This window comes from Haloferax mucosum ATCC BAA-1512, assembly GCF_000337815.1.
Taxonomy (GTDB): Archaea; Halobacteriota; Halobacteria; order Halobacteriales; family Haloferacaceae; genus Haloferax; species Haloferax mucosum.
Map to the genome: position 1 here is coordinate 22775 of NZ_AOLN01000008.1, position 13369 is coordinate 36143.

General features: G+C 63.2%; 14 protein-coding genes and 1 tRNA gene. 6 read left to right on the plus strand and 9 right to left on the minus strand.

Translation table 11 applies throughout. The annotated features are described in order from the left end of the window. Positions 1–43 precede the first annotated feature (43 nt). The 8 genes from kynU to C440_RS17475 all read right to left on the minus strand — a co-directional run bounded on the left by kynU (position 44) and on the right by C440_RS17475 (position 8507). Positions 44–1318 carry a kynureninase gene (gene kynU, locus C440_RS05380; RefSeq protein WP_049915380.1) on the minus strand — a complete coding sequence of 425 codons (1275 nt, stop codon included), beginning with the start codon at positions 1316–1318 and terminating at the stop codon, positions 44–46. Between the two features lie 122 nt (positions 1319–1440). After that, complete coding sequence (locus C440_RS05385) at positions 1441–2496, minus strand: HypE family hydrogenase expression/formation protein (protein ID WP_008319017.1); 1056 nt, start codon at positions 2494–2496, stop codon at positions 1441–1443. Between the two features lie 331 nt (positions 2497–2827). Further along, positions 2828–3778 (minus strand): alpha/beta fold hydrolase, encoded by a 951-nt coding sequence (locus tag C440_RS05390; RefSeq protein ID WP_049915382.1) that lies wholly within the window; start codon positions 3776–3778, stop codon positions 2828–2830. 89 nt (positions 3779–3867) lie between these two features. Next, positions 3868–6111 carry an amino acid permease gene (locus C440_RS05395; protein ID WP_008319021.1) on the minus strand — a complete coding sequence of 748 codons (2244 nt, stop codon included), beginning with the start codon at positions 6109–6111 and terminating at the stop codon, positions 3868–3870. Further along, positions 6108–6581, minus strand: a complete 474-nt coding sequence (locus C440_RS05400; RefSeq protein ID WP_008319024.1) for a universal stress protein — start codon at positions 6579–6581, stop codon at positions 6108–6110. Before C440_RS05400 ends, C440_RS05395 begins: the two co-directional genes overlap by 4 nt. Before the next feature lie 337 nt (positions 6582–6918). Beyond that, positions 6919–7314, minus strand: a complete 396-nt coding sequence (locus C440_RS05405; RefSeq protein ID WP_008319027.1) for a hypothetical protein — start codon at positions 7312–7314, stop codon at positions 6919–6921. A 57-nt stretch (positions 7315–7371) separates the two neighbouring features. Further along, on the minus strand, positions 7372–8367 hold the full coding sequence (locus C440_RS05410; RefSeq protein ID WP_008319029.1) for a YeiH family protein: 996 nt from the start codon (positions 8365–8367) through the stop codon (positions 7372–7374). After that, positions 8364–8507, minus strand: a complete 144-nt coding sequence (locus tag C440_RS17475) for a hypothetical protein (RefSeq protein ID WP_161605912.1) — start codon at positions 8505–8507, stop codon at positions 8364–8366. Before C440_RS17475 ends, C440_RS05410 begins: the two co-directional genes overlap by 4 nt. A gap of 209 nt (positions 8508–8716) precedes the next feature. Here C440_RS17475 and C440_RS05415 point away from each other — a divergent pair, with 209 nt between their 5' ends. From C440_RS05415 to C440_RS05430, 4 genes are all read left to right on the plus strand, one after another. Further along, a complete protein-coding gene (locus C440_RS05415; protein WP_008319031.1) occupies positions 8717–9343 on the plus strand; it encodes an adenylate kinase in 627 nt (208 codons plus the stop codon). Positions 9344–9474: 131 nt separating this feature from the next. Next, positions 9475–10389, plus strand: coding sequence for a DUF106 domain-containing protein (locus C440_RS05420; RefSeq protein WP_008319033.1), 915 nt, complete (start codon positions 9475–9477; stop codon positions 10387–10389). Between the two features lie 149 nt (positions 10390–10538). Further along, positions 10539–11117, plus strand: coding sequence for a (d)CMP kinase (cmk, locus tag C440_RS05425; RefSeq protein WP_008319034.1), 579 nt, complete (start codon positions 10539–10541; stop codon positions 11115–11117). Positions 11118–11119: 2 nt separating this feature from the next. Next, complete coding sequence (locus tag C440_RS05430) at positions 11120–11989, plus strand: RNA-guided pseudouridylation complex pseudouridine synthase subunit Cbf5 (RefSeq protein ID WP_008319035.1); 870 nt, start codon at positions 11120–11122, stop codon at positions 11987–11989. 3 nt (positions 11990–11992) lie between these two features. Here C440_RS05430 and C440_RS05435 read toward each other — a convergent pair whose 3' ends face one another. Continuing rightward, on the minus strand, positions 11993–12277 hold the full coding sequence (locus tag C440_RS05435; RefSeq protein ID WP_008319036.1) for a hypothetical protein: 285 nt from the start codon (positions 12275–12277) through the stop codon (positions 11993–11995). Between the two features lie 164 nt (positions 12278–12441). Between C440_RS05435 and C440_RS05440 the strand changes: the two genes are divergently transcribed. Then, positions 12442–12512, plus strand: a tRNA-Pro gene (locus C440_RS05440). Positions 12513–12630: 118 nt separating this feature from the next. Then, entirely contained in the window at positions 12631–13113 is a 483-nt protein-coding gene (locus tag C440_RS05445; RefSeq protein WP_241431996.1) for a hypothetical protein, read from the plus strand. The last annotated feature ends 256 nt before the right edge of the window (positions 13114–13369 follow it).

Sequence of the window (13369 nt, forward strand, 5' to 3'; positions counted from 1 at the left end):
TACGGCGTCTGCGTCTCTTCCGGCGTCTGCGTCTCTTCTATACTTACGTCACCCCGCCGCGCTTCCGTTCAAACGATTCGTATTCTTCGGCATCCAGAACCTCCCGCAGATGCTCGACCGTCCGAAAGACATCTTCGAAGCCGACGTAGGATGGAATCGGCGCGATGCGAACGACGTTCGGTTGGCGGAAGTCCACGACGACGCCGCGCTCCTTGAGCGCGAGGCTGATGCGGTACGCTTCGGGATGTTCGACCGCGACGTGTCCACCGCGGGAAGCAGGGTCCCGTGGCGTGCCGACCTCGCACTCGGGGAGTCGCTCGTCTACGAGTTCGATGAGGAAGTCGGTGAGCGCGAGCGATTTCTCGCGGAGCGCGGCCACGCCACCGGCGTCTTCGACGATGTCGAGTGCGCCATCGAGCGGTGCAGTCGAGAGAATCGGAATCGTTCCGGTCTGAAACGCGGCGGCCGAGTGGGCGGGGTCGTAGGTCAGTGACATGTCGAACTGCGTCTCCTTCGCGTTGCCCCACCAGCCGGCGAGCGCGGGCGTCACGCCGAAGTGGCGCTCGTTGACGTAGAGACCAGCAATCGCGCCGGGACCGGCGTTGAGGTACTTGTAGTGACACCAGACCGCGAAATCGACGCCGACCTCGGAGAGGTCGTGCGGGACGGTCCCAATCGAATGTGCGAGGTCAAATCCGGCGAGTGCATCAGCGTCGTGGGCCGCCTCGGTAATCGCCTCGATGTCGAACAGTTGGCCGCTCCGGTAGAGAACCGATGGGAGAAACACCATTCCGACATCGTCGTCGATGGCCGCGAGCACGTCTTCGGTCTCGATTGTCCGCCCGTCGCGGCTTTCGACGACGCGGAGGGCTTCGTCGGGGTCGCGGCCGCGCTGACGGAGTTGCGCCCGAATGGCGTAGTGGTCGGTCGGAAAGTCGAGGTCGTCAACGACGATTTTCTCGCCGCGGTCAGGGTCGTAGAACGTCCCGACGAGCGTGTGGATGTTGACCGTCGTGGAGTTGGCGACGACGACTTCCTCGGGGGCCGCGCCGACGAGCGAGGCGAGGCGCTCCCCGAGTCGCTCGCCGTAGGTGTGCCAATCGGGGTCGGCGTCGGTCCACCCGAGAATCGCATGTTCGCGCCACTCCTCGACGACGTGTTCGAGAGCGGCCTCGGCGTCCTTCGAGAAGAGGCCGAGCGAGTTGCCGTCCATGTACAAGCAGTCCTCGGGGATGTAGAATCGCTCTCGGAGGTCGGAAAGCGGGTCCGACGCATCCATCTCCCGAGCGGTTTCGGCAGTGTGTTCGTCATTATCCATGTAGCTTGCTAAGCCGGCACACGACAAGTAGATTCACGACCCACACGGCGTGGGCTTTTTGGCGGTTCATCGCTCGATTCGGGCGCAGTTGGGTGCAGTAGCAGAGTGTTTCGCTGGCGACGCTACGGCTCGGGTTTGTCGGAGTCGCTGGTTGCCGTCTCGCTTTGCGTGGCAAGTCGGTCGTAGGCCTCCCACGACGGGTCCACGTCGGGGTGGTCGATGCGTTCGCCGTCGATGACGACGCCCTCGCCGGAGATGACAGTGCCAGCGACGCCGACCGGGGTGCCTCTGGCGTTGAGCGCGGCGATTACGTCGTCCGTCACGGCGGGGTCAGTCGCGATGACGAGCGACCCCGCGGTAGTCGAGCGCCACGGGTCGATGTCGAGGAACTCACACACCTCGCGGACGCCCGGGCAGAACGGGATGCTCGATTCGTCGATTTCCAGTTGGACGCCGGCGCTTCCCGCGATTTCGTTGAGCGCGCCGTAGACGCCGCACTCGGTGGCGTCGTGCATCGCGTGGACGCCGGAGCCGCCGGCGGCCGACGTGGTCATCGCGTCACGGACGGCGTCGGTCTCGTCCAGTCGCTCCTGTGCGGTTGCGAGGGTTTCGGCGTCGAGACCGTCGAACCCGTCGGGAAAGAGCGTCGTCAAGAGGCCGGTCGTCTCGACCGCCGGACCCTTGGTGACGAGCACGTCGTCGCCGGGTCGCGCGCCGTCGGGGCGAATCACGTCGTCGTGGTCGCCGACTGCGAGGGCGGTTGCGCCGCCGACCCACGGGTACGAACACCCCGAGTAGCGGGCGGTGTGGCCGGTGACGATACTCACGCCGAGGTCGTCGGCTTCGTCGTGCATCGCGCCCCAAAGGTCGGCGAATTCCGCGTCCGTCATCTCCGGTGGGAGCGTGAACGAGACGGCGAGATGCGACGGGTCGAGACCGGAGACGGCGATATCAGAGAGGACGATATCGATTGCGAATCGGCCCGCACGCTCGAAGCCGAGCGCCGGAAGCACGGAGATGGGGTCGGTCGCAAGTGCGACCGCGGTCCCGTCGATGTCGAGAAGGCCGAAATCGACGCCGTGTGCCGGACCGAGGGCCACGTCGTCTCGGGCGGCCCCGAGACGGGGATAGATGTACTCGTCGAAGAAGTCACGATTGACCTTTCCGAGGTCGGTCATATCCGATGTGAGGGGGCCGCGAGTAAGAACGTACTCATCCGCCGGCGGCGGCGAGATGCCGACGTCAACGCCGAGCGAGACGAGACTATTGAGCGGCGACGTGGCGACTCCGCGGGTGAAAGTGGGACGGTCCCCCGTCCCTGCTCATGAAGAAGGACGCGGAGACGGTTCGAAGGGGTATGAAAGTCCCACCACCGGACTGCAACCGCGTCAACTCGACCTGAAAGCCGGACGTACAAGAACCTCGCTAAGTCCCCTCGATGGACCTATATAGGTGAATGTAGGTGGCGACAAATACTGCCGCCTCCGGGGTGACGACGTATCTCGTGATTTAGACTGGTCGATGGCCCGTCTCGTCGGGTGTATTGTTCGGTGTCCGCCACGCGTCGTCGAGGTGTTCGATAATCGCGCGGGCGACGACGACCGGTTCTTCGTGGTGTACCCAGTGGGTCGCCTCGTCGAACGTCCGAAGGTGGCCGTCGGAACAAAACGACAGACTCTCTCTCGCCATCTTCGACCGCAGGAATCGGTCGCGGGACCCCCAGACGACGAGAGTCGGAGCGTCAACCGTCTCGGCTCTCGGTTGCGGACGCTCGCGGACGACCGCTCGGTACCAGTTGACCATCGACTGATACGCGCCGGGAACGGACCACGCCGAACGATAGTGCTCCATATCCTCCGGCGAGAACGTTCCGGGAAGCGCGGAGTCCGTCATCGTCCGCTCTAAGACGGCCCAATCACCGAGCGGACCGAGGAGTTCCGGAAGCTTCGGCATCTGGAAGAACAACACGTACCAACTGCGGAGTTGCTGTGCGGGGTCGCGCTTGAGGTGCCGCGTGAAGACCGTCGGATGCGGGAGGTTAATCGCCGTGAGCGACCGCACCCGGTTGGGATGGTGGAGCGCGGTCCACCACGCGACGGCGGCACCCCAATCGTGTCCGACGATGTGTGCCTTTTCGCGGCCGAGTGCGTCGAGTAGCCCGACGACGTCACCGGCCAGTTCGTCGATGCTGTACCACTCGATTCCGTCGGGGCGGTCACTGAGGTTGTAGCCGCGCTGGTCGGGGACGACGACTCGGTAGCCCGCATCCGTGAGCGGACGCAGATAGTCCGCCCAGCCGTACCAACACTCCGGAAACCCGTGTAGGAGGACGACTAGCTCGCCGTCTTCCGGTCCCGCCTCAACGGCGTGGAGCGTCACCTCACCCACGTCGATGCGGCGGTCAGTCGCCTCGACGAGCAACTGTACGTCATCGCAGGCCAGCCCTGATTGCTCCGACATACCCTCCGCTACGCAGGCGAGAGACAAATGTGCCGCGGCGAGCGCGCAAGGGCCGCACGCGACGTCGAACGCGGACTGTCCGAGCGGCGTTAGCCGAAGAGTCGCTCGCGGAGACTGCGGGTGCGACTCCGTTCGGCCAGCAGGACCGAACAGCCGACGTCGTCGATGACATCCATGACGAGCGTGCCGCGGACGAGACGTGACAGGAGTCCGCGCTCTGTCGCCCCGATGACGAGAAGCGATGCGTCGTCTGCGTGGTTTTCGATAGCCGTCTCGACGTCGCCCGTCTCGACGGTCAACTCGGCGTCTCCGAGACCGTGGTCGTCCGCCCACTTGCGGAGGAACGCTTCGCCTTCCTGCGTCTCGTCTGCGACGTGGAGGAGCGTCACCTCGGCCCCGCAGAACTCGCGGAGCACCGATGCGATGGACGCAGAGAGGTCCGAGTCCGGGCCGCCGGCGGTCGGGACGAGCACGCTCGACGGGTCGAACCCGCGGTCTTTCAACACCAACACGTCGTAAGGGAGCGTGCGACTCATCTCTTCGAAGGCGCTTTCGGCCCGGCCTGGTGCGCCGTGGCTGTCGGTCCCCCACCCCATCACGACGAGGTCGGCACCGTACGACTCGGCGGCGTCGAACACTTCCTCGAACGAGCGGTGCGAGAGAACGGTGTGCGTCTCGATGTCTACGCCGAGTTCGTCGGCGTCGAGCCGCGCCTGTTCGAGTAGTTGGTCCGCTTCCGAGAAGTCGTACTCCTCACGGGCGGATTCGAGCGCCGTCTGGTCTGGCACTTGAACGATGTGGATGCCGACGAGCGTCCCGCCGTGTGCCTTTGCGACAGCCCCGCCGAGCGAGACGAGGTCGTGTTCACTTTCGGGGTTCGCAAGCGGAACCATGACGCGATAGCCACCGTCGGGTTGTACCGTCGATGCCGCGGAGACGGCCGCGTCCGGCATCGCGTCGGAGCGCGAGAGCACGTACTTCGAGAGGATACCCCGCTTTTCGGTCTTTCCACGGGCGTAGACGAGATACCAGAGGACGCCGAAGCCGACGAAGCCGAACGAGAGGGCGATTTCGATTGGTTCGAGGAACCTGATGAGACCGAACGAGAAGACCGCGCCGAGAATCGGCGTAATCGGGTACAGCGGCACGGTGAACTCGGGTTCGTACTCGGGTGCGTCGGACTCGCGCATCACGATGAGCGCGAGGTTGAGCAGGCCGTAGACGATAAGGTGCAGGGCGCTTCCGGCCTTCGCCAGTATCTTGATGTCGCCGATGCCGATGAGAAAGAGGATGATAAGTCCGGTGACCGCGGTAGAGCGGTACGGCGTGGCGAACCGCGGATGAATCTCGTTGAGCCACGGGGTGATGAGTTTGTCACGGCCCATTGCGAAGTTGATGCGTGACGAGGCGAGAATCGATGCGTTTGCGCTCGACGCGGTTGCGAGCAGGCCGCCGAAGATGATGAGACCGGCACCGACACCGCCGAGTCCGAGCGCGGCCTCGAAGGAGAGTTGTGCGACTTCGACGACGGGGTCAGCACCGTCCGCGGCGAGTGCCTGCCACGGCTTGACTGCCGCCATGACGACCATCAGGATGGCGTACATCGTAGTGACGATGAGGACAGACCCGACGACCGCGAGCGGGAGATTTCGACCCGGATTTTTGATCTCCTCTGCGACGGTCGTAATCTTCGCAAAGCCGAGGAACGAGACGAACACCAGTGCCGTGCCGGGGAGGACCGCCCCGTATCCGCCGAGTTCGCTCGGCGCGAACGGCCGGAGCGTCGAGAGGTCCGCTTGGAGGAATCCGAGCACTGAGAAGACGGTGAGGATGGCGACGAGCAGGAGAACGATAACGACCTGTAGCGCGCCCGTCTCCTTCGCACCGACGTAGTTGATGCCGATAAACAGGAGTCCGGCGATGAATGCGCCGACCTGAACTGACGACAACGAGAGAACCCCGAGTTGTATCGCCGGAATCGAGACGACACTGGCGAGAAAATCACCGAATCCGATGACGTAGAACGCGGACGCGAACGCGAGTCCCATCCAGTTTCCCATGCCCGCGATAGAGCCGAATAGCGGTCCGAGAGCGTGGTTAACGTAGTAGTAGCTTCCGCCCGCTTTCGGCATCGCGGTTCCGAGTTCGGACGCCGAAAGCGCGGTGAAAATTGAGACGACACCGCCGACGACGAACGACAGTGCGACCGCAGGCCCGGCGATACTGTACGCCTGTTGCGGGAGGACGAAGATACCCGCTCCAATCATCGTCCCAACGCCGATGGTCAAGGCGGCGAGTGGGCCGAGGTCTTTTGCGAGTTCTTCGTCTGTCATGTCTCACGCTCCTCGTCGGCAGTGGCGTCTGCGTCCGGAGCCGGTAGGACGACCACGGGGCGGTCGCTATCCCGGACAAGGCGCTTCCGAACCGCACCGGAAAACAGGTCCCACCACGACCGACCGCCGCGAGGAGTAAACACGATGGCCGTCGCGTCGATGTCGTCTGCGGCCGCAAGAATGGAATCGCCGACGTCGGTGTCGAACCGAAGGTCGGTGTGCAGGTCGATACCGGCCTCGTCGGTGGCCCGGCGACAGATGTCGAACACACGGTCTGCGACCGCCTCGCGCTGTTCGACGCTCGCTTTGTCCGGTGCGCCGCCGGCTTTTTCGATGACGTGGACGACCGATGCGCGTCCACCTGCGGCGGCGATTCGAGGCAGTGCGACTTCGCAAGTGCGTTCCGCATCCGTTTCGTTCGCAAGCGGAAGCAGCGGTCGTAAAAACAGCGGTTCGACGTGTTCAGTCATCGTCTGAAATCCCTGATGCGGGGGTGTGCAGTAAGTGGTTCGACCCGGCGGAACGGGATTGTGCCGGAACGGACGGTCCCGATTCACAATTTGACCGTCGGGAATTCATGTCGCTAATTTGGGAGGCAAACGGTTTAGACGTTCCCAAACAGTAGCGACGAACCGGTGATATTCGCCAACTAAAGGTGACGTCCGTCCGATTCGTCGGAGGAGAAGTACTGCACTGGTTTGTGGTCTAGGTAGGAGTCCCGAACCAGCCTGTGGTCGGGACGGACGCACCGAACCAGTCTATCGTCGAGGCGGGAGTCCCGAGCCGGTGTATTCGGTGAACTGTCCCTCAGATTGCGCAGACCCACGCGTTGTAGTCGTCGTCGCGGTCGTACACCGCCTGAAACACGCGGTCTGCAAAGCCCGCGAGGCGGTTTGCGTCCGAGCGAGCGGTGATTTTAATATTCGTTCCCTCCGCCTCGTCGGGACTTTCGAGTTGGTCGATTCGGAAGTCGGGGAACTCGGAGAGCAGGTCTTTGAGTCTGTCGAGTTCCTCGTCTGTCACGTCCATGTTGAACGTCTCTTCGGCGAACTGAATCCACGGTCCGGGTCCCTCTCCGTCGATGTCGGGGTTGCGGTCGGCCTCGATGGTGAGAAATGCGCTGCCGCGGTTGCGGTGGGCGACGACCGCATCGGCGAAGAGTTTCCGGCGCTCGCGGGGCGTGTCGGCCTCGAATCGAGTCATGGGCGTGGCTACTCTCGCTCGGTACAAAAACGACCCGCGTCTCGGTGCAGTGGTTCGTCAGAAAAACAGGAGCACCGCTGTGAGCGCCAACGTGCTGATAGCCAGTAGTTGCACGCCGAGGACGGCGAGCGGGGCGACGCCCGTCTTCCGCATCGCGGCGAGGCGGATATCCAGCCCGAGACCGACGAACGCGAGCGCGAAGAGGGCGTCGCTGGCGGTTCCGACCGCGGTCAGCGCGTCTCCCGAGAGGATGCCGAGGTTTGCGATGAGAGCGACGAGTCCGAACCCGACGAGGAATCTCGGGACGCCTTCGAACAGAGACCGGAGACCGCTCGTGTCCCCATCGGCGTAGCGAATGGCGTACCAAAGCGCGACGAGGCCGAGCATCGAATTGCGTGCGAGTTTCGTCACGGTGGCCCACTGGCCGGCGATTTCGGAGTGTGCGAACCCCGCGGCGGTCACCGGTCCGGTGCTGAACATGCTCAACCCGGCCCACACGCCGAACTGACGGCCGCTGAGGGGAAGTAGGTCGCCAGCAATCGGGAACGCGGCAAGCGTGAGTGCGTCGAAGAGCAGGACCGCGGCGACGACGTGTGCGAGCGCCTCGCCGTCTGCGTCGATAGTCCCAGCGATAGCGGTGGCCGCCGAGACGCCGCAGACGCTCGCTCCGGCCGCGAGGAGCGACCCGGTTTCGTCGGCGAGGTCGAACACGCGCCCGGAGACGACTTCGACGAGGACGACGCCGGCGACGACCGTGGCGACCACGAGGGCGACGAGCGCCGGTCCCGACGCGACGAGTTCGTCGAGCGCGATTCGAGCGCCGAGGAGGACGATGCCGGTTTCGAGGAGGAGTTTCTGCGTCTCGACGCCGGGGCGCGCCCAGTCGGACAGGCCGACGGTGTTGGCGACGACCGCGCCGAAAAAGACGCCGAGGAGGAGCGCGTTGACGCCGGGGACTGCCCCAGCGACGACTGTTGCGCCGCCAGCGAGGACGACGAGGAGGGCGAGACCCGGAGCGAGACGGCCAACGCGAGCGAGTGCCCCGTCGCTCACGGCCCAACCACGGCGATAGCGGCTATGACTCCGAGACTGAGGACGGTCGCTCGCCACCCGCGTTCGAGGGCGCGCCAGCGACCGTAGGCGCGGGCGAACGCCACTTGGAGCGCGTCGCGCATGCGTAACGAATCGCTCATTGGATGGTGTGATGCGACCCGACCCGTTGAACGTATCGCCTCGCGTCGGTGGAATCGGCAATTATATCCGATACTATCGGCTGGTTCCGGGTCGTTTAGTGATTTAGTCCGTGAATCGGTGCAATATATTCCGTATCCTCTGACGAAGTCTGTCGCAGAACTGAGCAGGTATCTTCAACACTATATGCTCTCGCCGGATGGTGGTATCTATGGGAAAGCGCATCCTCCTGCTCGGAGCGCCGGGCGCAGGTAAGGGCACACAGTCGAAGCGACTCGCCGAAACGTACGACATCGAGCACGTTACGACGGGTGACGCGCTCCGTGCGAACAAGGACATGGAAACCGAGTTCGGAACGCCTCGGTCGTTCATGGAGAAGGGCGAACTCGTCCCCGACGCGGTCGTCAACGAAATCGTCGAAGCCGCACTCGAAGACGCCGACGGCTACGTCCTCGACGGCTACCCGCGCAATCTCTCGCAGGCCGAATACCTCTCCGAAATCGCCGACCTCGACGCCGTTCTCTACCTCACGGTCGCCGAATCGGAACTCGTCGAGCGGCTCACCGGTCGCCGGGTCTGTGACGACTGCGGCACGAACTTCCACGTGAAGTTCAACCAGCCCGAAGAAGAGGGCGTCTGCGACGACTGCGGCGGCGACCTCATCCAGCGTGACGACGACACCGAAGAGACCGTCCGCGAGCGGCTTTCGGTCTTCGAGGAAAACACCGAACCCGTAATCGAACACTACCGCGACGAAGGCGTTCTCGTCGAAGTCGACGGCGAACAGACGCCAGACGAAGTATTCGACGACATCGCCGACACGCTCGACGACGCGTAATCGACGCGTAATCGACGCGCACAGCCGCTTTTTTCGCCGCCAACGGACGACTCGACACACCAGCGGTCGCTGTGTGTCGGCTCGGCCGGAGAGTAAAACCTTGATAACGGCCGGTTGCTAAAGGGGTCGTAATGGCACGAATCGAATCTAGGGTGCGCGACCTCGTCGGCTCTGACGCCGACATGCGCGCCGCCGTCGATACCGTCCTCGAACGGGCGGACGACGGAGAAGTCGCGTGGGCTGACGTTCGTGACGAGCTCACGAGCGGCCAGTGGGGCCGCCTTATCGAGAAGGGAATCCTCGTCGATGGCGACGAAGGCTTCCGGCTTGCCGACGCGGCGGCGACTCGCGCCGGTCTCGAAGACGACGGCTCGTCGTCCGGGTCAAGTGGTTCGTCGGTCTCCATCGACACCGGTGGCTCCTCGTGGTCGAAGTACGATAAGGGTGCGGCGGTCGTGACCGTCGGCCTGTTCCTCGGCTACTCGGTCTCCGAAGTCCGAAATCTCATCGGTGGGGCCATGGACCTCGCGCTCGGGCCGGTCGCCGAGATGCTCCCGTTCTACGCCGTCGTGATGGTAATCGCGCTCGCGACCGGTCTCTACTCCACGCTCCTGCAGGCGAATCTCATGGACATGGAGAAGATGGGCAAGTACCAAGAGCGGATGAAGGACATCCAACAGCGACAGAAGGACGCCAAAGAACGCGGTGACGACGCGGCACTGGAGAAAATTCAGGAAGAGCAGATGGAAGCCATGGGTGACCAGATGGGGATGTTCAAAGAGCAGTTCCGCCCGATGGTCTGGATCATGTTCCTCACTATCCCGGCGTTCCTCTGGATGTACTGGGCTATCGGCGTCGGCGGGAACGCCCAGCCGCACATTCAGGTCGAGAGTCTCGTCCTTCCGCTCAAGGGGACCGTCGAGTGGACCGAGGGCGTTCTCGGACCCATGCAGGCGTGGATTGTCTGGTACTTCCTCTGCTCGATGGGCTTCACCCAGATCATCCGCAAGGCGCTCAACATCGACATGTCGCCGTCGGCGTCCTAAGCGGACGCGCCGACTGCCCACCGCATCTACCGATCTGTTCACGATTTTCGAGCACCACCGACCGAGCGGTCGCCTGGCGGCTGTGAGAAGTCACCACAGAGACCGTCGCCAACGATAACCTCTTTTAGGCAACCCCACCGAGCATGGATATGTTACTAACTGTCTCCGGACCGCCGGGCAGTGGAAAGAGTACGACCGCCGCCGCGCTCGCCGAGGCGTTCGACCTCGAACACATAAGCGGTGGAGACATCTTCCGAGAACTCGCCGCGGAGCGCGACATGACCGCCGTCGAGTTCAACAAACTCGCCGAGGAAGACGACCAAATCGACCGCGACCTCGACCGTCGTCTCCGAACCATCGCGCTCGAACGCAACGACGTGCTCCTCGAATCCAGACTCGCCGGATGGTTGGCCGGAGACGCCGCCGACCTTCGGTTCTGGCTCGACGCGCCGGTTGCCGTCCGTGCAAAACGGATCGCCGACCGCGAGGGCAAAGCCATCGACGTCGCCCGCGACGAGACTGTCACCCGCGAGGAAAGCGAGAAGCTCCGCTACGACGAGTATTACGATATCGACATCACCGATCTCTCTATCTACGATATCGCACTCAACACGGCTCGCTGGGGCGAAACGGAAGTACCGGAAATCATCACCGCCGCCGTCGAATCGTACGACGCCGCGGACGACGAAGGCAAATACCCCGTCGAAGGCGTCCGCTACGACTTCTGACCATGCTCCGCAACCCACCCGAAGACAGAAGCGTCGGCGACCTGCTCTCGTTCGGCGTCGTCAACCTCGACAAACCGCCGGGGCCGTCGGCCCACCAGGTGACCGGGTGGGTCCGTGATATGGCCGGTCTCGACCGCGCCGCCCACTCGGGGACGCTCGACCCAAAAGTGACTGGCTGTCTTCCTATCCTTCTTGGCGACGCGACCCGCATGGCGCAGGTCTTTCTCGAAGGCTCGAAAGAGTACGTTTCCGTGCTCGAACTCCACGGTCCTGCCCCTGCCGATATCGAGACGACCGTCGCGGAGTTCGAGACCAAACTCTACCAGAAACCGCCGCGGAAATCCGCTGTCTCTCGCCGTCTCCGCGTCCGCGAAATTTACGACCTCGACCTCCTCGAAGTCCAGGACCGACAGGCGCTCTTGTGTATTCGCTGTGAGTCGGGAACCTACATCCGAAAACTCTGTCACGACCTCGGTCTCGCACTCGGTACCGGCGGCCACATGGGCCACCTGCGCCGCACCGCGACCGACCCCTTCGACGATTCGACGCTCGTTGACCTCCACGACCTGAAAGACGCGCTCGCCTTCGCCGAAGAGGGCGACGAGTCCTGGATTCGGGATATCGTCTCGCCCGCCGAACGGGCGCTGACCCACCTTCCGGCGGTCACTATCGCCCGAAGCGCCGCCCGCGAAGTCGCAACAGGTGCACCAGTCTACGCGCCCGGTGTGTTCGACGTGGACGACGACGCCAGCCGCGGCGACCTCGTGGCCTGTTTCACCGACGACGGAGCGGCCGTCTGCCTCGGAGAACTCGTCGGCGACGCCGATGCCGACTCCGGCGAGGTCGTCTCGCTGGAAGCCGTGTTACTCTAAGCGCTACTTTCTTCGGCGTTTCTTTTCCGCGTCGGCGAGCATCTCCGCCTGCTCGTGAACCGACGACACCTCTCGTTTCGCATCAGACTTGTCGAGGTCGTAGACGTAGCGCCACGACGCCAACGGATAGCCGTGTGACTCCTCCGGGCGGTCAGCCGGTGGTTCCGGTTCTGAGCCGCGGCGAATCGACCACCACCGGACGACTGCGACGCCCAACGCGAGGAGGACTGCAAGCATCAACACGACGGGGAGAAGGCCGAGTGGGATGCTCTGGAGTAACGTGGCCATGTGCCGTCGTTGTCTTCGGAGCGATAAAAGTGCACCCGCGAAACGCGTTCGATGGAGTCGAACCGCGATGTGACAGTGCGGTTTCGTAGCACGGCATCTCATCCCCACCTCACAACGAAACGAAGGGCTTAACCGCAAGACACGCATCGCTTTGAATACACCCTGGGACCGTGGGGTAGTGGTATCCTCTGCCGATGGGGTCGGTAGGACCTGAGTTCGACTCTCAGCGGTCCCACTTCTCACTTTCAGGAGTTAAAATTACTAGTAGTACAGGCTCTATCTGTACATTTTACTCTTGAAGGGGTTTCGGAATTAACTAGCTGTTTAAATAGTCCTTCCACGGGGTGGTCTGCGTGAGTCTCGCGCCCTCTCGGAAGGCGGGAGACACCGTCGAATCGACGCTTCTCCAGGACCACACAGAACTGCGTCACGTCTCGGACCACGAGCACGAACATCACGACGCGCTCACCACCGAGTTACTCACGTCGAGTCGTGAGCTTCCGTTCGTCGGCATCTGTCTCCTCGAACCCGGGACTGTCGTCGAGATCAAGAGCGCGATGGTCGTCTACGGCGAAGCGCAGCGCCGCGGACGGTTCTTACTCCGACGGAGCCAACACGACCACCTGCTCGAAGCCGGCGGTGTCTACCTCTTCGCCGTCTGTGCGCCGACCCCTTCGCGTGGTATCATCGCCGCGAAGATCGTCCCGGCGAGCCTCGTCGATGAATTTGACTTCTCGGAAATTCGTTTTGAGGATTCTCCTAAATTTCCATCGACCTCCAGGGGTTTGGGGGTTATTGGAGGTCGACGGAAACTGTTGAGTGTGGGCAGTGCATAGAACGTTGTGTGCCCCTGAATTGGGCATGGTTACAGACGAACCCTAGTTGGGTTGAAGCGCTGACCCCAACGTGTGGACGTCTATCTTCGCCGAGTTACAGACGAACCCTAGTTGGGTTGAAGCGGGCGACACGAATCCCATCCATCTCGACGAGGAGTAGTTACAGACGAACCCTAGTTGGGTTGAAGCACGGATGTTTTGCACGGGGAGTGCGACCTCTTGGTGTGTTACAGACGAACCCTAGTTGGGTTGAAGC

What these genes read in the sequence shown, in the direction of transcription:
- C440_RS05385 (WP_008319017.1), bottom strand. Translation starts at nt 2,496, where the DNA reads ATGACCGACCTCGGAAAGGTCAATCGTGACTTCTTCGACGAGTACATC.
- C440_RS05435 (WP_008319036.1), bottom strand. Translation starts at nt 12,277, where the DNA reads ATGGCCACGTTACTCCAGAGCATCCCACTCGGCCTTCTCCCCGTCGTG.
- C440_RS05430 (WP_008319035.1), top strand. Translation starts at nt 11,120, where the DNA reads ATGCTCCGCAACCCACCCGAAGACAGAAGCGTCGGCGACCTGCTCTCG.
- C440_RS05420 (WP_008319033.1), top strand. Translation starts at nt 9,475, where the DNA reads ATGGCACGAATCGAATCTAGGGTGCGCGACCTCGTCGGCTCTGACGCC.
- C440_RS05405 (WP_008319027.1), bottom strand. Translation starts at nt 7,314, where the DNA reads ATGACTCGATTCGAGGCCGACACGCCCCGCGAGCGCCGGAAACTCTTC.
- C440_RS05390 (WP_049915382.1), bottom strand. Translation starts at nt 3,778, where the DNA reads ATGTCGGAGCAATCAGGGCTGGCCTGCGATGACGTACAGTTGCTCGTC.
- kynU (WP_049915380.1), bottom strand. Translation starts at nt 1,318, where the DNA reads ATGGATAATGACGAACACACTGCCGAAACCGCTCGGGAGATGGATGCG.
- cmk (WP_008319034.1), top strand. Translation starts at nt 10,539, where the DNA reads ATGTTACTAACTGTCTCCGGACCGCCGGGCAGTGGAAAGAGTACGACC.
- C440_RS05395 (WP_008319021.1), bottom strand. Translation starts at nt 6,111, where the DNA reads ATGACAGACGAAGAACTCGCAAAAGACCTCGGCCCACTCGCCGCCTTG.
- C440_RS17475 (WP_161605912.1), bottom strand. Translation starts at nt 8,507, where the DNA reads ATGAGCGATTCGTTACGCATGCGCGACGCGCTCCAAGTGGCGTTCGCC.
- C440_RS05415 (WP_008319031.1), top strand. Translation starts at nt 8,717, where the DNA reads ATGGGAAAGCGCATCCTCCTGCTCGGAGCGCCGGGCGCAGGTAAGGGC.
- C440_RS05400 (WP_008319024.1), bottom strand. Translation starts at nt 6,581, where the DNA reads ATGACTGAACACGTCGAACCGCTGTTTTTACGACCGCTGCTTCCGCTT.